The 18,276-nt window shown below is 42.4% G+C and carries 19 protein-coding genes; 5 read left to right on the plus strand and 14 right to left on the minus strand.

Translation table 11 applies throughout. From position 1 onward, the window contains the following. The first annotated feature begins 3 nt into the window (after positions 1-3). Genes ACE1CD_RS36500 through ACE1CD_RS36510 form a run of 3 tightly spaced genes read left to right on the plus strand, consistent with a single transcriptional unit; the run spans position 4 to position 3,217 of the window. Positions 4-1,749 (plus strand): PEP-CTERM sorting domain-containing protein, encoded by a 1,746-nt coding sequence (locus ACE1CD_RS36500; RefSeq protein ID WP_374791784.1) that lies wholly within the window; start codon positions 4-6, stop codon positions 1,747-1,749. Continuing rightward, positions 1,746-3,029 carry an O-antigen ligase family protein gene (locus ACE1CD_RS36505; RefSeq protein ID WP_374791782.1) on the plus strand — a complete coding sequence of 428 codons (1,284 nt, stop codon included), beginning with the start codon at positions 1,746-1,748 and terminating at the stop codon, positions 3,027-3,029. Before ACE1CD_RS36500 ends, ACE1CD_RS36505 begins: the two co-directional genes overlap by 4 nt. Then, a complete protein-coding gene (locus ACE1CD_RS36510; RefSeq protein WP_374791780.1) occupies positions 3,026-3,217 on the plus strand; it encodes a type II toxin-antitoxin system HicB family antitoxin in 192 nt (63 codons plus the stop codon). The genes ACE1CD_RS36505 and ACE1CD_RS36510 overlap by 4 nt, the downstream gene beginning before the upstream one ends. A 47-nt stretch (positions 3,218-3,264) precedes the next feature. Here the strand turns inward: ACE1CD_RS36510 and ureC are convergent, their stop codons facing one another. From ureC to ACE1CD_RS36570, 12 genes are all read right to left on the minus strand, one after another. Beyond that, a complete protein-coding gene (gene ureC / locus ACE1CD_RS36515) occupies positions 3,265-4,998 on the minus strand; it encodes an urease subunit alpha (RefSeq protein WP_374827864.1) in 1,734 nt (577 codons plus the stop codon). 77 nt (positions 4,999-5,075) lie between these two features. Next, complete coding sequence (locus ACE1CD_RS36520) at positions 5,076-5,780, minus strand: urease accessory protein UreF (protein WP_374827865.1); 705 nt, start codon at positions 5,778-5,780, stop codon at positions 5,076-5,078. After that, positions 5,777-6,301: an urease accessory protein UreE gene (locus ACE1CD_RS36525; RefSeq protein WP_374791775.1), complete on the minus strand. Its 525-nt coding sequence runs from the start codon at positions 6,299-6,301 to the stop codon at positions 5,777-5,779. Before ACE1CD_RS36525 ends, ACE1CD_RS36520 begins: the two co-directional genes overlap by 4 nt. After that, positions 6,298-7,149 (minus strand): urease accessory protein UreD, encoded by an 852-nt coding sequence (locus ACE1CD_RS36530; RefSeq protein WP_374827866.1) that lies wholly within the window; start codon positions 7,147-7,149, stop codon positions 6,298-6,300. Before ACE1CD_RS36530 ends, ACE1CD_RS36525 begins: the two co-directional genes overlap by 4 nt. Positions 7,150-7,367: 218 nt before the next feature. After that, positions 7,368-8,000 carry an urease accessory protein UreG gene (gene ureG / locus ACE1CD_RS36535; protein WP_374791771.1) on the minus strand — a complete coding sequence of 211 codons (633 nt, stop codon included), beginning with the start codon at positions 7,998-8,000 and terminating at the stop codon, positions 7,368-7,370. Between the two features lie 27 nt (positions 8,001-8,027). Then, positions 8,028-8,339: an urease subunit beta gene (locus ACE1CD_RS36540; RefSeq protein ID WP_374791769.1), complete on the minus strand. Its 312-nt coding sequence runs from the start codon at positions 8,337-8,339 to the stop codon at positions 8,028-8,030. A gap of 53 nt (positions 8,340-8,392) precedes the next feature. Next, positions 8,393-8,698, minus strand: a complete 306-nt coding sequence (gene ureA / locus ACE1CD_RS36545) for an urease subunit gamma (RefSeq protein WP_374791767.1) — start codon at positions 8,696-8,698, stop codon at positions 8,393-8,395. Between the two features lie 305 nt (positions 8,699-9,003). After that, positions 9,004-9,615 carry a pentapeptide repeat-containing protein gene (locus ACE1CD_RS36550; protein WP_374791765.1) on the minus strand — a complete coding sequence of 204 codons (612 nt, stop codon included), beginning with the start codon at positions 9,613-9,615 and terminating at the stop codon, positions 9,004-9,006. A 662-nt stretch (positions 9,616-10,277) separates the two neighbouring features. Continuing rightward, the gene (locus ACE1CD_RS36555) at positions 10,278-10,835 is read right to left on the minus strand and encodes a pentapeptide repeat-containing protein (RefSeq protein ID WP_374791763.1); all 558 of its coding nucleotides are present in this window, start codon (positions 10,833-10,835) and stop codon (positions 10,278-10,280) included. A gap of 307 nt (positions 10,836-11,142) precedes the next feature. Continuing rightward, complete coding sequence (locus ACE1CD_RS36560) at positions 11,143-12,888, minus strand: iron uptake porin (RefSeq protein ID WP_374791761.1); 1,746 nt, start codon at positions 12,886-12,888, stop codon at positions 11,143-11,145. A 124-nt stretch (positions 12,889-13,012) separates the two neighbouring features. Beyond that, entirely contained in the window at positions 13,013-13,981 is a 969-nt protein-coding gene (locus ACE1CD_RS36565; protein WP_374827867.1) for an RsmB/NOP family class I SAM-dependent RNA methyltransferase, read from the minus strand. A 159-nt stretch (positions 13,982-14,140) separates the two neighbouring features. Further along, entirely contained in the window at positions 14,141-14,404 is a 264-nt protein-coding gene (locus ACE1CD_RS36570) for a hypothetical protein (RefSeq protein WP_190469783.1), read from the minus strand. A gap of 161 nt (positions 14,405-14,565) precedes the next feature. Here ACE1CD_RS36570 and ACE1CD_RS36575 point away from each other — a divergent pair, with 161 nt between their 5' ends. Beyond that, on the plus strand, positions 14,566-15,204 hold the full coding sequence (locus tag ACE1CD_RS36575) for a helix-turn-helix transcriptional regulator (RefSeq protein WP_374791757.1): 639 nt from the start codon (positions 14,566-14,568) through the stop codon (positions 15,202-15,204). Between the two features lie 230 nt (positions 15,205-15,434). Here ACE1CD_RS36575 and ACE1CD_RS36580 read toward each other — a convergent pair whose 3' ends face one another. After that, complete coding sequence (locus ACE1CD_RS36580; protein WP_374827868.1) at positions 15,435-16,136, minus strand: sensor histidine kinase; 702 nt, start codon at positions 16,134-16,136, stop codon at positions 15,435-15,437. Positions 16,137-16,181: 45 nt separating this feature from the next. Beyond that, positions 16,182-17,396: an ISL3 family transposase gene (locus ACE1CD_RS36585; RefSeq protein ID WP_374827869.1), complete on the minus strand. Its 1,215-nt coding sequence runs from the start codon at positions 17,394-17,396 to the stop codon at positions 16,182-16,184. 48 nt (positions 17,397-17,444) lie between these two features. Between ACE1CD_RS36585 and ACE1CD_RS36590 the strand changes: the two genes are divergently transcribed. After that, positions 17,445-17,966 (plus strand): SagB family peptide dehydrogenase, encoded by a 522-nt coding sequence (locus ACE1CD_RS36590; RefSeq protein WP_374827878.1) that lies wholly within the window; start codon positions 17,445-17,447, stop codon positions 17,964-17,966. Positions 17,967-18,276: the final 310 nt, after the last annotated feature.

The raw sequence follows: 18,276 nt of genomic DNA on the forward strand, positions 1-18,276 counted from the left end.
GAAATGGCGTTACGAAAATCTTCTCTACTTGGCTTAGCAACGAGCTTGCTAGTTGCACTCACAGAGCAATCGACTACAGCGTTTACTATTACGCCCCCACAACCCGGTGCTAATGGAAATTATAATCCCTTAGCTCCCTACAATCTGTCTAATGGAACTGGCGAGACATTTTTGGATACTTATTTATTGTGGTATCCAGACACATGGCGGGATGTTTCGGGTGGAGTTACCGAAATTGCACGGGGTGGAACGAGGGGTCTTTTGAACCTGCTGCAACCTTTTATAGATCGAGGTTGGACTTTTAATGTTGCACCCAACGACTTGAAGGGGAGTTTTGAAATTTTACACAATTACGCCTGCCAGCCTACAACGAATTGTGGAATTGAGGACTTTCCTGGCGACTTCGATCGGGGTTCAGTCGGATCTCATTTTCGTTTAAACTATCGTCCAGGAATAAACGATCCTTATGGCAATAATGTCCATTGGATTCAACGAGTGATTACTAGCTACACAGATGACTTTGAGCAAGATCCTGATGACTCTCTTGATATAGCTCCTGGTCAAGACAATCCTTATTATGACTTTGATGATGGTACTGCAACTACAGACTACTTTATAGACACACCATACACCGATGACCCCCGTATCAACCATTACTTTGTTGCTGAACTTTATTTGGTAGAACAAACTGCAACCAGGAGAGTTGGAAATAAAGATGTTGGAGACGTGACCATTTATAATGGGATTAGATGGGGTTGGAAAAACAGATTTACTCCTTCTGGTTGCATTACAGTTGACATGGGTGGGATCGCCGTTAACATTGGCATTAATTGCTCTCCTCCTTCTCAACCTACTAAAACCTTTTCAGGCACTCTAACCTCCGGTTATCAAACAGACAAATTCACCCTGGATAAACTCACCCCCGGCAGCTACTTTTACGCTTGGACGAACAATGACATCCCCTCAAATCGTTGCAACCCAAATACATACTTAGGTGCATCTTCTAGTTCAGGGTATAAATACGACAACGACAACAGTCCGGTAGGAGACGGTTTTGCTTCCGCCCTAGCAGGAATGGTCCCCGACAATGGTATCATCGATCTTTTTGTTGGTGCTAATGGCGGTCGTCGTGGAGAAGATAGAGGCGACTACGAACTTAACGTCAAAGTCTACGACTCTGAACCTGCCCCACCCTCGATAATTGTAGGCAGTAGCGGTGGCGGTGGAGTAGTCTTTGAAAGACCTCGACCCGGACGCACGCAAAACACCCCTATCCTACCAACAAGCAATTCTGGTGGTTGGCAAATCTTCAACAACGTACCAAGCTGTCGCTGGTACGACCCCCACACCACGCACGGTTTTGAGTTCCAAGCATTAGAAAATACCCTATTTACCGAAATTCTCGACTTTCCCGTAGGTCTTGATAATCGCTTCACCGTTTCCGTAGGAGACACCATCCTGGGAGAATTTAGCCCTGGAGATAGCGTTGATTTTGTCTCCTTATTCGGTGCGGGAGTTTCTCATTTTAAAATAACCGATATCGATACCTTAATTGGTGACACAGAAGAAACAGCTTTTCCGATTCAACTGGCATTCAATGACAAAGTAGGTAGTTTCCAAATGCGTGCAATTGAAGCAACGCCTGAACCCAGACGTATTCCCGAACCTACTGCTATATTGGGTTTGTTCATGCTCGGTGGATGGGGAGTATTTCGAGGACACAAAATTAAGAAGGGCAAATTGCAATGAAACATCTTTATAGTTTGCTGTTTGCCGTCAGTATTATTCTCATCAATCCTTGGGGCTATAACCGAGGCGAAATATGGACTTATCCCAAAATTTTCGCTGTTCTACTCATTACGCTATTAAACTTTTCAATTTTATGGACAGAAAGATTTGACATAACCATAACCCGGAATTGGAAAATTAGCAAATTGCTGTGGGAAATATTTCTGGGAATAGGGCTGCTTTCAACGATGTTCAGTCCTTTTCCTCTGCGTTCGCTATTCGGTCAAAACGAGATGGGCGATGGGTGGTTGTATTGGTTGCTAATTGCGGCGTTTACCCTCAGCAATACTTTAGTTTTAAGACATCGCCCATCAATAGCACGTTTCCAAGTTAACGGTTTAATCATTGGTGGCGTGATTTTGGCATTGAGCATTTTTCTGCAAGTGATTAATTGGAAAATCGACTATACTGCTACATCAGGTCAACTATTGCGGGATAATATTTTAGTTAGTACTATTTTTCAAACGCAGCAGCCAATTGGTTTGTATTCCCATCGGGGACACGCGGCTTTTGTATTAGCAACAGTGGCGGTATTGGCAGTCGCAAGTTGGCGGAAAGGATGGATGAGTAATGGCAAATTGGCGATATCTGTAATTCCAATTATTTCAGCGTTATTATTTACTCAAAATAGAGCGGGAATTTTAGCTTTAATTGTAGCAGTTATTTACCTGCTTGGACAAAAATATTATAAACTATTAATTCCGGCGGCGTTAGTTTGTTTGCTAGTAATTGCCATTAATACTACTACTCGTCAAATTGACAATTTGCCTTTAATCAAACAACTTACGTCAGACCGAATTTATTTATGGCAGCTATCAGCATCGGGAATATTTCGGCGTCCGATATTGGGATGGGGTATGAATGGTTTCGGGATTGCTTATCCTTATGTTGTTAACCCTAATTGGACGCCTAGAATCGTTCATTTGGGTGAATTTAGTTTTGATTACGTGAATAAGGAAGGAGTGGTTAAGAGAAAAGCGATCGCATCCAGCAAAGCTCACAATTTAATTTTAGATAGCTGTTTATCGGTTGGCTTTTTGGGGATGGGGTGCTATCTTGGATTGTTTGGTTTCAATTTTTGGCAAGTAATGAAGTCACCTGATGGCAGTATATCGGCGCTAGCAATCTGTTATCTAATTTTTACTTTCACTTGGTTTGAATGTGCCCAGTTCACCCATATAATTTGGTGGGGGCTGAGTTTTTGGGGAACTTCTAACGAACAAGTTAGCATTAATATATGAAAGCTAAACTTACGAAGACCTTCACAGCGATCGTCGAGAGAGATCCTGATACAAAGCTCTATGTTGGCTATGTGCCTGGATTTCCCGGAGCGCATTCGCAGGGAGAAACTCTCGAAGAGTTACAAGAGAATCTGCGTGAAGTTATTGAAATGCTTCTAGAAGATGAAGAGTTAGCTTTTGGAATCTAGATACCCGACTTCTTGAAGAAGTCGGGTATCTGGGTAGTAAAACTCAATCAAAACAAGAAATAACGCTGCGCCATCGGTAAAACTTTGGCAGGTTCGCAAGTTAATAATTCCCCATCTGCCCTGACTTCATATTTATCAGGATCGACTTCAATTTTTGGGGTAGCGCTGTTGTGTTTCATGTCTGCTTTACTGAGATTTCTGGTATTGGCAACTGCCCTGACGCGAGATGTTAAACCGAGTTGTTTGGGAATATCTTTTTCTAAGGCAGCTTGGGAAACAAAAGTAATAGAGGTAGCCCCTATTGCGCCGCCAAAACTACCAAACATCGGGCGCATATGTACTGGTTCGGGAGTAGGAATACTGGCATTGGCATCGCCCATTTGTGCCCATGCGATCGCACCTCCTTTAATTACCATTTCTGGTTTGACACCGAAAAATGCTGGTTTCCACAAACACAAATCCGCTAATTTACCTTCCTCGACGGAACCGACATAATTAGCAATACCTTGTGCGATCGCAGGATTAATCGTGTATTTAGCAATGTATCTTTTTGCGCGAAAATTATCGTTATCTTGACTAACTTCGGCGGCAGATTGTAAGATTCCTCTTTGCACTTTCATCTTATGGGCGGTTTGCCAAGTGCGAATAATTACTTCTCCTACTCTTCCCATTGCCTGAGAATCGGAAGACATCATACTTATCGCGCCAATATCGTGTAAAATATCTTCAGCGGCAATAGTTTGGGGACGAATTCTCGAATTAGCAAAAGCGATATCTTCGGGAATATTTTTATCGAGGTGATGGCAGACCATCAACATATCGAGATGTTCGTTTAAGGTATTGATGGTGTAGGGACGAGTGGGATTGGTAGAAGAAGGTAAAACATTTGAATAACTGCAAACTTTGACGATATCAGGCGCGTGACCGCCGCCTGCACCTTCGGTATGGAATGTGTGAATAACGCGGTCTTTAAAAGCTGCGATCGTATTTTCTACAAATCCAGCTTCGTTTAAAGTATCGGTGTGAATTGCGACTTGTACGTCGTATAAATCGGCAACGGCAAGGCAAGTATCGATCGCCGCAGGAGTAGTTCCCCAGTCTTCATGCAGCTTTAATCCCATTGCACCAGCTTCGATTTGTTCGATTAATCCTTCGTGTTTGCTGGCATTACCTTTTCCGAGAAAACCTAAATTAATTGGGAAAGCATCAGCTGCTTGTAACATCCGGTAAATGTGCCAAGGGCCAGGAGTACAAGTAGTCGCGTTCGTGCCTGTCGCAGGCCCAGTTCCGCCGCCAATCATAGTAGTAATACCGGCAGCAAGCGCAGTTTCAATTTGCTGGGGACAAATAAAGTGAATGTGAGAATCAATTCCCCCGGCGGTGAGAATTTTGCCTTCTCCAGCTATTACCTCAGTACCTGGGCCGATGATAATATCTATATTATCTTGAGTGTAGGGATTGCCTGCTTTTCCTATTTTGTAAATTTTCCCATCTTTGATGCCGATATCTGCTTTGACAATTCCCCACCAATCGAGAATCAAAGCGTTAGTAATTACCGTATCTACCGCGCCAGCAGCATTAGTAATTGGCGATTGTCCCATGCCATCTCGAATTACTTTACCGCCGCCAAATTTCACCTCCTCGCCGTAAAGAGTGCCATTGTAAGTAGTGCGGTCTTCTTCTACTTCTATGAATAATTCCGTATCCGCAAGACGAATGCGATCGCCCACCGTTGGCCCAAACATTGCCGCATATGCTTGTCGATTCATTCTATTAGTCATGTTTTCCCTCTCTAGTTACATCTGCGTTTATCTGCGTTTATCTGCGGTTAAAAATTTCTTTGACGGCTAACTTATTATTAACTAGCAAACAACCTGTGAGTCAATTTTTGATGTCGCATTTGGGCGAGATCGATCGCAGGCGTACAAGACCACATTTCACTCAGCTTTAAACAAGTAGCATTTTGATACGTTTCCTCCATATCCGATGCCAACTGTAGCAGAACTTTTTGTGCTTGGATGTGTCCGATAACACTTAATCGAATTGCTGCCCCTAATAAACCTGTAATAAAACTATGTAAAAAAGCGAGCGTTGTATCTCGTTCGTTCAAATTCGCTACCCTCCCAACTACAGCAAATATAATTGGATGCAAGCAATTTATTTTCCCTTTGGCGACATCTTTTTCCAGGATTCCTAATTGAGAATCTTGCCAAGTAGAACAAGCGATCGCAAGTAAAGCGCGTCCGCTTTTGCGCTGAGTTTCGCGAGTTTTTTCAATTAAAGTTTGGGCAAATAATTGGGCGTCTGCTTGCCGAATTGCTTCTAAATCACCCATCGCACTTCCCCGATAAGCATGGATTAATGCTACTATATCTGTTGGGCCTACTTTGTTGCGTAAAAGTAATCGCAGAAAGCTTTGCAAATCAATTGACGATCGCAATTTATTTTCTTGTACCAAAGATTCCAATCCGTGCGATAATGTAAAAGAACCAGATGGGAAAAAAGAATCCGATAATTGCATCAAAGCAAGTTGTTGGGCGATGGTAGATGCAGCTTTGTTCATGAGTGGTGCTGGTGTTGGGAATGGTGGGAAAAGGAAAGGTATTCGTGAGGCGATCGCAATTCATATTCTACCTGCAAACCGGGAATATGAAAACCGCGAATAGTTGATTCTACTACTTCTGCGTCTGTTATTAGTTCAACGTAAATTTTATTATTTTGCACAATTATCGGCCAATGGTGATTTCCCAAAACGTGGCCTAAATGGATTAATTCTATTGGGAAATTTGACGCTTGTTCGGAAAAACTAATTACCAAAACTTTTTGCGATCGCAGATGAATCAACACCAACTTTCCTTGTGCGGTTTCTAACACATCTCCTTCCCGCAATAACCAATCTCGACTTTTGACAATTCCTATATCTATACCAGAATTAGAACGAGCATAAATTCGACCTTTGCGACTATCAACTTCGGTAATATCGACTTCCAAAAAACATTCTGAATGACGCGCTTTTTCTATCCGTTCGGATAGCGTTTCATTCTCTGTCAAATTACCTAAATAAGTTTCTGCCAACTCTGTCATTTGGGAATGTGTGGTAAAGGAGGTCGATCGCAAAAACGGCGCACGCAGTTTAAGGCATATTTCTGGTATTTTTTTAGTTCGCGAGTACTTCCCGCGATAGCTCTAATCACCAAACCTTTACTTCGCGGCAATATAGAACTAGCTACAACTATATCAGAACAGTTAGCAACTTCTAAGTCTTCTACAGCTTCCCTTAATAATTCTAAATCTCCTTTGGGTAGTAGGGCGATCGCATTTCCCAAAATAGGCGCACTAGCGAAGATATCGCTATTTTTAAAAGGATTGAGTTTCCCTTCCAAGCGCATCGCATCGGTAAACCATAATTCTCTTTCCGTCGAACTTACTTCCAAGCGATTGCAATAATAGTGGAAATCGTAAAACTCTCCCATCGCCAATCTTCCCGGTACAATTATTTCGCTTAAAAATAGATTGCCTGTAGGATGAATTTTGATGCGAGTTGTTTGCTGCAATGCAGAATCTTTAAACAAAATCAGCGGTTCTGGGACAAATTCTAAAGTTGCGTTTTCTCCTATTTCTATTTCATAATTAATTATGGCTTTTGTGTCGGGTATGGATATAGAATGAATGTTAGTTGCTGCTTGATCTGTGAGGTAAAGACTGGTATTAGTTGCTAACTGCAAGGATATATCTAATTCATCTCCGGCGAGTAAACCTGGAGATGCACTCATTATATATATGTAAGCACATTTAGGATCGGCAGTATCAAGGCGAAATGTGGGAGAAAGGCGGAAGGGATATGCTGTATGCTGATGGATGATGGAAGTACGATCGCTGCGATCGCACTTTAGTTTTAGTTCTAAGTTTTTTGTTTGGTTGAGGGTTTTCAATTGGGTCTTTTTTTTAACGCAAAGGACGCAAAGGTTAACGCAAAGGGACGCTGAGGTTTAATAAGTCTCTTGCCAAACTCTAGATATATCATCAAATTCATCTGTGTACCCTGCGGGAAGGCTGTGTATAAATCTGTGTTCATCTGTGTTCATCTGTGGATATCTGTGGTTAAAAAATCCTATTTTTCAGCTTTTCCCAGAAGTCTATTAAACAAAACTCAACTTATTTTTGCGGTAGGACTGCGAAATAGAACTGTCTCCAGGATAAAGTTAACTACTTCATCTAATCCCTCTTTTGTTTTACAATTAGTGTATGCGATCGCTTTACCTCGACGGTATAAAGGAGCTTCTTTGCGGATTAATTCTAAATCTGCGCCGACATAAGGAGCGATATCAATTTTGTTGATAACTACCAAGTCTGCTTGTACGAAACCAGGCCCTTTTTTGCGGGGAATGTCATCGCCAGCACCTACATCAATCACAAAGATATAGGAATCTACTAAATCGTAACTAAAGCTGGAAGCAAGATTGTCACCGCCGCTTTCTACAAAGATTAAATCCAATTCCGGATAAAGCAATTCTAAATCTTTGATTGCGAGGAGATTCATGCTTGGGTCTTCCCGAATTGCTGTATGCGGACAGCTACCAGTTTCCACTCCCACAATCCGTTCTGGGTGCAAAAATCCGCCGCGTTTCAGGCGTTCTGCATCTTCAGTAGTTAATAAGTCATTAGCGACAACTGCTACTTCAATACCTTTCTGCATCAACATGGGAATTATACTTTCTAATAAAGCAGTTTTACCGCTGCCTACTGGCCCGCCAACTCCCAATCTAGCTGCTGATTTTTGCATAGCTAAAATCCCTTGTCTTGCTTGACTTTACCTCAACGATCCATTCACTTTCGCATTAAAACCATAAATCTCCCGCGTTCCAGCAAATTCAACTAATTCTACTGTTTTCTTTGTCCCGTCTGCTTCAAATCTTACCGCTGTTCCGGCGGCAATATTTAAGCGCATTCCTTTAGTTTGTTCGCGCTCGAATTCCAGCGCTTCGTTAACTTCATAGAAGTGGAAATGAGAACCTACTTGAATTGGTCGATCGCCTTGATTAACTACCTCGATTTCCAGGGTTCTTCGCCCTGCATTCAGTTCGATTTCACCTGCTTTGGCAATTATTTCTCCAGGTATCATTACTTTTTCTCCTTCGCGTCTTTGCGGTTCGTTAATAAAAATTTATAAATAATTTAATCCCCAATCGGATTGTGTACAGTTACTAATTTTGTTCCATCTGGGAAAGTCGCTTCTACCTGCACTTCATGAATCATTTCCGCTATGCCATCCATGACATCATCTCTTTTCAAAATTTGTTTACCTTCGCTCATTAACTCGCTGACAGTTTTTCCTTCCCTTGCGCCTTCTAAGATAGCAGCAGAAATATATGCCACTGCTTCCGGATAATTTAATTTTAAGCCTTTTGCCTTACGTCTTTCTGCCAACAGAGCAGCAGTAAAAATCAACAGTTTATCTTTTTCTTGGGGTGATAGCAGCATGGCACATTTCCTTAGATTTTGACTTGCTGTTTACCTTTGGTAAACTTTAGGCATATTTGATGCTCTTGTCAATAACTTGTGCCCAGAAACTTAGGCCCAGAAACCCGGTTTCTCTAAGAAACCCCAGAAACCCGGTTTCTTAGAGAAACCGGGTTTCTTTTGTTTGTTGTTTGTCAAGCGATCGCTCTAATTTTTTTACTTTTCAATACATATTTAAATATACAAACATAAACCTTTACATACAAGTAAAGTTTTAGTAACCCTAAATGCGATCGGATGCACCCAAACAAGCAGAAAATACACAGCTATCGCGCCTCGGACTTCCTTTGGCCCGTTAACTCAGACCAGTTGAAACGGCTTGCACCCGTCAAACTAGGTTTTGGCGAATTAACAACATTCATATTCACATCCACCAGGTTAGCTTGATGCAAACTGACTCCATTCATATTCGCATCCATCAAATTAGCACCGCTCAGATTAGCATTATTTAAATTGGCACCGATCAAGTTGGATATCCCCAGATTGGCATTACTTAAATTGGCATTATTTAAATTCGCATTGCTCAAGTTTACAGAACTGAGATTAGCATTACTCAAGTCAGCATTATCTAAGTTAGCACCCACCAGTTCTGCATTAAACAAGTTAGCATTAATCAAGTTAGCATTTATTAGATTAGTATTAGCTAAATTAGCCGCAAACAAGTTCGCTCCTCCCAACCTAGCGCCACTTAAGTTTGCGCCTCTCAAGTCCGCTTTACTGAGATCTGCACCCAGCAAGTTCGCCCCACTGAGATCGCAACCTTGACATTGCTTAGTTTCCAACAAACGCTTAACATCAGCGGGGTTTTCGGCTTTAGCTGTTGTTCCGAAACTTATGGCGATCGGTAGTGCTAGACTAACTAAAATTGTGATTTTCATATTTTTTTCCTTTCTACCTAGCAAGTCTTGTATTCTATTGTTCCCAATGTTACCCTTCCGCTATCAGCAGCTAAATAAATTTTTGAATAATTTTTCATTGGGCAAAGCAAAGCAACAGAATATTTAATTAGGACTTACGCAGAACATCTAAATATAGTGTCAATTCATGAATTGACACTACTAAATATAGTGTTTTTTCAAACTGGCTGCGTAAGTCCCGTTGATTTTTAGTAGTGAGCGACTGAGTATAGCAATCGCCTTGGCGCTTAAGGCATTCTGAATTCCATCAAACCCTTGATTCTAAACACTTCTTCCCCGACGCTCCAGTCCCTAGAGCGCCAGTCCAGTAAAAGAGATTGACAAAAGCAATATAATGTGGGTTTGGCTTTAGACCCCGGCTGGGCGAAGCATTCGGACATAAAATCTTGGGTTTTGTGTAATAAATTGTCGCCCGAATGCTTCGCCCCTACATAATACATATTTCGTTGTTTTTGTAAATTTATTCTAGTGGACTGGCGCTCTAGCTATACTTACGCAAACGTGAAAACCCTTACCTTCATATGAAAAATTTATGAAAATACAGTAGGGTGCGTTAACCGGAAAGCTAACGCACCCTACTGATATGTAGAAATTAAATTGTGGTTGAAAGACCAATTTGGCAATTAACGAGTTACACCGGCTGCATTCGTCAAGTTCGCACCTCTAACACCGTACAAGTTAGCGCCAAACAAGTTAGTCGCATTGAGATTTGTTTTAAATAGGTTTGCACCTCTGAGGTTTGCCGCACTCAAATTTGCTCTGAACAAATCGGCTTCCCGCAAGTCAGCACTAATCAAATCAGCGCCTTTGAGGTTCGCCACATTTAAATTAGCTCCAACTAAAGTAGCTTCATTAAAGGTGGCATTAACCAAATTAGCTACTGATAGATTTGCACCATTGAGGTTGGCACCGTTGAGTTTGGCTTCGCTGAGGTTAGCGCCGTTGAGGTTAGCACCGCTGAGGTTAGCGCGAGTCAGATTGGCACCGTTAAGATTAGCACCGCGAAGATCCGCATTTCCTAAGTCAGCACCGCTGAGGTTCACGCCTGTTAAATTCAGTCCCGCACCTTGTTTGGTTTGCAGTAACTGTTGAACCTGTGGGGGATTTTCAGCTTTTGCGATCGTACTCAAACCCAGCATTGTGCTGACGAGCGCTGTACTGACGAGAATTTTCAGTTTCATATTTTTTATACTCCTCTAACCGTATTTTTACGTAAAAACGACTCATTTGCTAGCTTTTTATCAAATTTACTGATGACGATGGCCGCTAAAGAACATTATTTTAATAGTGTATGCGTGTATCTACTTATTGTAACATCAAATTTTAAAATATGGCAAATAAAATTGAGCAGTTAGGATCGTAGAAACACCGCTAACCGCTAAGCACTAACTTCTCCGTACCCTACAACTACTTAACCGGGTTTCTTTGGGTTGTCGCAACGACAGAAACCCGGTTTTTCATCGTCCAGAGGGAATACAACAAGCTGTTCTAGAAGCTAAACTGCGTTCGCACAGCCCCTACGAAGATAGCCGGATTATCATTAAAGTTATTGGCGTTTGCGATCGCGTAAAAGCTTGGGATCAGAACAATATTATCGGTGAGGGGATAATAGTAACTAGCTTCGATGTCGAACTGCATACCGCCATCGCCCCCTCCAGAGACGAGGAATCGCCGACCCGCCAAAACATCAAACGGTATTACATAGGATAAAGTCGCCAACGCTCCCCTTTTACCGAGATCGGGAAAAGCCAAACCAACTTGAAACGACTGTGCCCTCACATTACCGCTTGCCACACTATCTGTCGCGGGGTTTAAGTGAGTGCTGGCGTAGGAATAGCGCCCGAACATACCAAACTTAGGAGTAACCAACCAATCGAAATTTACACCAAAAATGTTACTTGTGGCGTCTTCCAAGTCGCCGCCAAATCCGTCATCTGCTACCCCCACGATCGGTTTAGTTCTAATTTGTCCGTCAACTGGGAGAACTCTGGAACGATCGTACAGCAATCGCAGATTAATATTCGAGTTAGGCGAATAAGTCAACTGTGCGGTGGCGGTACGGTTACCATTAAATAAACCTCTCGTTGGGTTAGATGCGTTGGCATTGCTAGCATAGCCGAGACGAAGCTCAAACTCTTCATTAAAACGCCAAAGCAATATAGCACCGCTAGTGCGTCCCAAATCTTGTACCAAAGTGCTACCAAACGAGTTAAAACCGCTCGCACCCTTGCCAAAGATATTTGTAAATGTATTGGTGTCAAAGTAGCGCACCCAAAATAACTGCGGACTCACTACCACTTGCACGGAATCATTCACCGGGAAGGTGTATCCCAACTCTGCCAAAACCAGATCGTTAGCGATCGCACTCGGAGTAAAATCGGAACTGGGAACACCAAAGGTATTGTACAAACCTGCCGAAGTATAAACGTTGGCAGGCGAGTTGGCATTTCCCGCTGCCAAAGTGATTCCCAGTGAATCTTTACCCGTGAAAGAAGTGGTGAGAAACAAGCCGGTAATCTGACTGAAAGTCACGTTAGGATCGTCCGTAACCCTGGTAACGATCGGCTTCCCATCCGCTCCCCGGCCAGCCCCACTAAACACATCTTGCGGATCGATCCGCTCCACTTTCACATCCCCAGCAGCAGTTGCTCCAGTTATACTTAGGCTCACAAGTCCGCTTAGCTTTGTTGTGGTGGAAAACTGATTTGCCTCCAGTCGTGTGGTGCTTGTTTCTAATCTGTCAAGTCTTGCCCCCACAGTTGTCAGTTCTGGGGCAAAATCCGCTTGCAAACGCTGCAATGTTGCTAAATCTTCTTCCCTTACTTGGTTTGCCAACCCTGCATCTATTAGCTCTTTGATTCTCTCCAAAGCGGCATTCAGCGCTGCTGCGAATTCGTAGCGCGTCATAGCGCGATTGCCCCGAAACGTCCCGTCCGGATAGCCCGCAATCACGCCATAGCGATCGATCAGAGATTGCAAAGCTTGAAAAGCCCAGTCTGTTGGCTGCACGTCTTGCAGCTGAGAAACAGAAGTCACTCTAGACAAAGGACGCTTCTGCTGTAAATCTTGCTTCGCAAATTCGGGAAATCGGATATTGGTTATATCTATATTCTTTTGGTCAGCATCCGCCTCAACTTTAACTTCTTCAGCCGCGAGAGCGTTACCCCCTACCAATAGCACTGTTCCCAAGATAACTGTATTTAGTTTGAAAGCAGCAATAAAAAAATTGTTCATGGTGCCTCTGTTTCGATCGTCCTTTGTTTCTTGCGCCATCGACAGCTAGTAGCGCACCACAGCGATCCCAATAAAATATTTCCTGCAAGCTCCATAGCTAAAACAGATTATTAGCTATCGATTTTTAGACTAAGTTATCACCTGGAGTATACAGAATACTCATATTTTCTAACGCATCTTCTTCTAGCCGATCGGCTTCTCCTTCTTCCGTATTTTGAAACAGCATTGTGAAAGCACCAGCACCCAACCCATCTTGCGGCCATATACGATAACAAGGCATATTTGTCAAGGGCGATTTTTTGGCCGCTAAATGGGGAACTTCCACTGGCTGAAACTGGGGAAATTTTTTCATAAACCACTGACAAACTTGCTCATTCTCTTCTGGCGAATAGGTGCAAGTCATGTAAGCTAAATATCCTTGCGGTGCAACAATTTGAGCGGAATTAGCGATAATTCTCTTTTGTCTGTTCGCACTTTTATTAATCGCTGCTTCGTGAAAGCATCCTGGGGCTTTATCTCCCTTGGCTAGCAAAGATTGTCCGGTGCAAGGTGCATCGACAATTACTAAATTGCTAGTTCTAGGTAATTGCTGTGCCAGAATGCTAGAATCTTTATTTAAAACGTTTAATGGAGATACACGACAGCGTTTTAAATTAGAAATAAGCATTCCCAGCCGTTTGCCAATTACTTCATTAGCAATGATTAATTTTGGCGATAAAGCTCTCCAGGAAAATATAGTTTTTCCCCCCGGTGAGGCACAAATATCAAATAGTAAATGTACAGGTGAAGAAATAGCAAATAAGCTAGACGCTGCAAACACAGACGAAAAATCTAAACAATAATAATAACCTTGTTCGTGAAGCGGATGCTGGCCGGGTTTGCTGCCTAATACTAAGCGATCGACAAATTTCGGTTGCCACGCTGTCGGTGTCTCCACCGCAAAAGGTAGAGAATCTGGCTTTTCTCGGCACCAAACAATGCAAGGGGCAAACGGTTGCGGATGAACTAATGCTTCGATGAATTTTTCTTGTCCAGTTGGGTCTTCAAACAGACGCCGACTGAGTTTAAGTAATAACTTAGAAGGATTTTCCATATCAGGACAGGGGTTGAAGGCTGATTTTGACCGCGAACATTTTTGTCGGGACACAGCATCATTAAAACTTTCGGTGGCCTGCATTATTTTCTAATGCCGTGTCCCTACAGTTCCTATCTTCCCCTAATCCCTAACGCCTAACCGCTCACCCCTTTCTGGTTACTCTTCCCGGTTCATTTGCCAGGTCGCCGCGATCGCAGCTCCTGCCCCAGCGATCAAGCCGGTACTCATCCCCTGAATGGTTTTCAGGACGGGATCTTGAGTTAGGCATTGGCTGGTCGGTGTTTCCGCTTGCCAACACTGATTGCTTTCTGCCCAACTCGCAGTGCCTCCGAGTACCACACCGATCGCACTGCAAGCCACAATGTATAGGAAGAAGCGATTGAATTTTCTGTCCGTAGGGCGATTGTTTTTTCTATCCATAGATAGATGCAAAATTTGTAACTGTTTTAGGAATGAGACCTACTATATTCTGCCCACAAAACCGATAAATGCGATCGTCCTTTCCTTAACAAATGTAAATATACTTCAGCAGGGAACCACTTTACAGATAATTAAGGCCCATTGAGCCTAAGTTGAGCAGCATGGAGGAGCAACAAAAGTCCAAAAATCAAATCCTGTACCTGTTAAAAATGCGCGGCCCGCAGACAGCCACCGTTCTGGCCGAGCAGCTACAGGTGTCTCCGATGGCTGTACGCCAGCATTTGCAAGCATTACAAGCAGATCGGTGGGTAATGTATCAAGAAGAGCGGCGTCCGCAGGGGCGTCCCGTCAAACTTTGGCAGCTAACCGATCGCTCTACCACTCACTTTCCCGATAGTCACGCCGACTTGATGCTTGACTTGCTGCGGGGAGTGGAAGCGGTTTTTGGGACGCCTGGACTGGAAAAGTTGCTCGCAGAACGCACGCAAAGGCAGATCGAAACCTACACAGCCCGTTTATCGGAATTTCCACAGACGAAAGATTGGCGGGGAAAAGTGGCGGCGATCGCTTGTTTGCGACACCAAGAAGGCTATATGGCAGAAGCGATCGAGCAGCCAGACGGTTCGATGCTATTGGTGGAAAACCACTGTCCCATCCGTACTGCTGCCGTTAGCTGCCAGCTGTTGTGCTGTTGCGAATGGGAAATGTTTAAAGTGCTTCTGGGTAAGCAAGTTTCCATCGAACGGGTAGAACACAGCTTGCAGGGCGATCGACGATGTGCTTATTTAATCAGGGCCTAGAGCCCCAGTCCAATCGAATAAATTGACAAAAAGAACCTAGTATGTATTGGGTAGGGTCGATCGCATTTGGGCGACAATTTATGGCACAAAACCCAAGATTTTCTGTCCAAATGCTTCGCCAGGGTGAGGTCTAAATATAAATACACATTATGTTTTTTTTGTCAACCAGTTTGAGTGGACTGGCGCTCTAGCTATCAAGCAGATCCCTGATAGCGTTCTCTGACAGCTGGTCAAAAAGTTTTTGCTTTGGTCTTAATAAGCTCGATCGGGATGGAAATGGTAAAGATCGCTCCCTCACCAGGCGCACTGGTACAGGTGAGCATTCCGCCGTGTTTGTCTACTACTATTTGATAGCTGACGGATAATCCCAAACCGGTACCGCTACCGACTGGTTTGGTGGTGAAAAAGGGGTCGAATATCTTGGATAGCACTGCTGCCGTCATGCCTGGGCCATTGTCGGCAATGCGGACGATCGCATTCTCCGATCGGCCCAGTTCTGTGGTAATGGTAATGCTGGGCGATTTGTCGGTGTCTGGTTGTCTGGTTGTTTCTAAGGCATCGATCGCATTACTCAAAATGTTCATAAATACTTGATTGATTTCCGCTGCATAACAAGCCACTTTCGGTAGCTCACCATATTCTTTAATCACTTCAATCGCCAAACGCCCTCCCTCTTTCCGCAAACGAGGTTGCAGCAGCATAAGCGTACTTTCCAGTCCTTCCTGGATATCGACTCGTTTTGAGGAGGATTCATCTAATCTGGAGAAGGAACGCAAGGAGACGACAATCTGACGGATGCGTTCGGAACCAAACTTCATGGATTCTAACAATTTTGACAAATCTTCTTTGAGAAAATCAAGTTCGATTTCTTCGATTTCCGCTTCAATTTCCTCTGTGGGATGCGGGTAAGTTTGCCGATATAGGTCAATCAATCGCAGCAGTTGTTGGGTATATTCTTCCGGGTTCTCCAGGACATATTATGCTAAACTATCAGCAAGATGCCAATGCAGTAAAGCTCTTTTAGCAAAATTATCGAAATTTTTAAAGCCAAACGCACAACGTTTTAAAACTTTTAAGCGGTGATTAATTCCTTCAACCATAGCATTAGTCGTTTTCTGCTCAAAATAACCAACTATTTCCCCAAACCAGTTTTTGAAAGTTTTGACTGTGTTTGGTAAATAAGGTGTAGCTTTTAACAGCCAATCAGCTAATTTTAAAGTACCTTCAGCTAGATTATTACTTTGGTCAAAAATTTTAGTAAACTCTTCTTTAAGAGCGTGCATCATTTTAATTGATGCTGAGGCTTCTTTGAGCTTTAAAAGTTTTTGTTTTTGTAAATCATTCAGGGATTTTTCTCTTTTAAGTAAAATATATTTAGCTCCCTTGAGGCTGCCAAATAATTTTTGTCTAGTTTTAATTTCTAGAGATTCAGCCGTCTTTTTTTGGCTAATTCTTCCTTGATTCAATTCTTCATGTAAAATTTTCGTAACATGAAACCTATCAACTGTGATAGCGGCTTGTGGACATAGTTTTTTAACTAAATTTTTATACTGTTGGCATAAATCCATACTTACTTCTTCGATTTGGTGTAAAATATGATTGCCCCAAGAGGTTAGAGTATCTTTGATAGTTTTTGATTTTTTTTCGGCAACCATACCAATCAGTTTACCAGTATCCAAATCTACCAAAACAACTATAAACTTGCCCTTCCCTTTAACTAAACTTATTTCATCTATCCCTAATCTTTTGAGGGATTTTAAATTTATTGGTAAAGTGATTTGAGCAACATAATTAATCATTGATTCTACTTGTGATTCGGTTAAATGATTCTGAATAGCTACATTACGTAAATCACTTTTGACGACTTTTTCTGTAATGGCAATTGCGTATCTTTTAGTATATTTTTGTCTTTTTTTCACAAAACCTAACTCTTCACTAAAAGGTTTTCGACAGTTAGTGCATTTAAATTGCCGCCTATTAATCCTTAAAAATACTTCTTTTTCTCCCCAAGGTAAATCTTTAATTAAAGAGAAATGATTTTGATGTAAGCGTCGCGTCACACAATTACATAAAGGACAACGAGCTGTCTTGTCACGCTTTTCTACCTCTAAAATTATAGTTTCGTCAAAAAACTTCTTCTCTTTAACAATTATTCCAGGCAAATCAAGTATTTCAGTTAGTTGGTGTTCCATTTGGGTTTATGGTTAATTTTTTGAAGTATTAACTAATAGTTTAGCATAATATGTCCTGGAGAACCATTTCTTTATCGTACCGCCAGAGTGAGAGCGACATTTCCCAAAGACGAAAAAGAATGTAGCGATCGACCTTATGCAAATGGGGGAGCTTGCTACGAATTAGAATTTTATATCATAGTAAACAGATGTGAAAATATTCCCGAAGGACTTTATCATTATTGCCCTCTAGACCATCAACTTTGTAAAATTTCCGATAAAAATAGCTACTTGGAAACGCTGTTAAAAAATGCAGAAACAGCAACTGTTCCCCCATGCAATCCCCAAATTTTAATAATTCTGGCTACACGGTTTCCCAGAGTTAGTTGGGGTTACGAATCAATGGCTTATGCCCTAACATTAAAGCACGTAGGCGTTTTATATCAAACAATGTATCTGGTTGCCACTGCGATGAATCTTGCCCCTTGTGCAATTGGAGGAGGAAATTCGGACTTATTTGCAACAGCAACCGGATGCGATTACTATGCCGAAACATCAGTAGGAGAATTCATGTTGGGTAGCAGAGCTTAAAGCCGCAGAAGAGCTTAGGGGCAAAGGTGAGGAGAGAAAAAAATGATATCATATCCGGCAGCATCAGTTGAAAAAAAATGCGTTGCGATCGGATTTCTTATCTGCGTTAATCTGCGTTAATCTGTCTTCATCTGCGGTAAAAATTTAACCCCTAATATCATGTCCGGGATAAAAACCCCCTTTATCCCTAAGAAGGGTGAAGCATTGCGGTAGTCACACTTGAATGGAGTTGTAGGGTGCGTCAGACCATAACTTCGATCGACAGCATTAGGGTTTGAGCGTCTGACGCACCCTACTAATTGTGCCAATT

It is taken from the genome of Aerosakkonema sp. BLCC-F183, assembly GCF_041929145.1.
Classification (GTDB): Bacteria; Cyanobacteriota; Cyanobacteriia; order Cyanobacteriales; family Aerosakkonemataceae; genus Aerosakkonema.

Bases quoted from the DNA above. Each gene is read 5' to 3' on its own strand.
- ACE1CD_RS36505 (WP_374791782.1), top strand. From the start codon at position 1,746: ATGAAACATCTTTATAGTTTGCTGTTTGCCGTCAGTATTATTCTCATC.
- ACE1CD_RS36560 (WP_374791761.1), bottom strand. From the start codon at position 12,888: ATGAACAATTTTTTTATTGCTGCTTTCAAACTAAATACAGTTATCTTG.
- ACE1CD_RS36510 (WP_374791780.1), top strand. From the start codon at position 3,026: ATGAAAGCTAAACTTACGAAGACCTTCACAGCGATCGTCGAGAGAGAT.
- ureC (WP_374827864.1), bottom strand. From the start codon at position 4,998: ATGACTAATAGAATGAATCGACAAGCATATGCGGCAATGTTTGGGCCA.
- ACE1CD_RS36500 (WP_374791784.1), top strand. From the start codon at position 4: ATGGCGTTACGAAAATCTTCTCTACTTGGCTTAGCAACGAGCTTGCTA.
- ACE1CD_RS36540 (WP_374791769.1), bottom strand. From the start codon at position 8,339: ATGATACCTGGAGAAATAATTGCCAAAGCAGGTGAAATCGAACTGAAT.
- ACE1CD_RS36585 (WP_374827869.1), bottom strand. From the start codon at position 17,396: ATGGAACACCAACTAACTGAAATACTTGATTTGCCTGGAATAATTGTT.
- ureA (WP_374791767.1), bottom strand. From the start codon at position 8,698: ATGCTGCTATCACCCCAAGAAAAAGATAAACTGTTGATTTTTACTGCT.
- ACE1CD_RS36525 (WP_374791775.1), bottom strand. From the start codon at position 6,301: ATGACAGAGTTGGCAGAAACTTATTTAGGTAATTTGACAGAGAATGAA.
- ureG (WP_374791771.1), bottom strand. From the start codon at position 8,000: ATGCAAAAATCAGCAGCTAGATTGGGAGTTGGCGGGCCAGTAGGCAGC.
- ACE1CD_RS36555 (WP_374791763.1), bottom strand. From the start codon at position 10,835: ATGAAACTGAAAATTCTCGTCAGTACAGCGCTCGTCAGCACAATGCTG.
- ACE1CD_RS36565 (WP_374827867.1), bottom strand. From the start codon at position 13,981: ATGGAAAATCCTTCTAAGTTATTACTTAAACTCAGTCGGCGTCTGTTT.
- ACE1CD_RS36575 (WP_374791757.1), top strand. From the start codon at position 14,566: ATGGAGGAGCAACAAAAGTCCAAAAATCAAATCCTGTACCTGTTAAAA.
- ACE1CD_RS36520 (WP_374827865.1), bottom strand. From the start codon at position 5,780: ATGAACAAAGCTGCATCTACCATCGCCCAACAACTTGCTTTGATGCAA.
- ACE1CD_RS36550 (WP_374791765.1), bottom strand. From the start codon at position 9,615: ATGAAAATCACAATTTTAGTTAGTCTAGCACTACCGATCGCCATAAGT.
- ACE1CD_RS36570 (WP_190469783.1), bottom strand. From the start codon at position 14,404: ATGGATAGAAAAAACAATCGCCCTACGGACAGAAAATTCAATCGCTTC.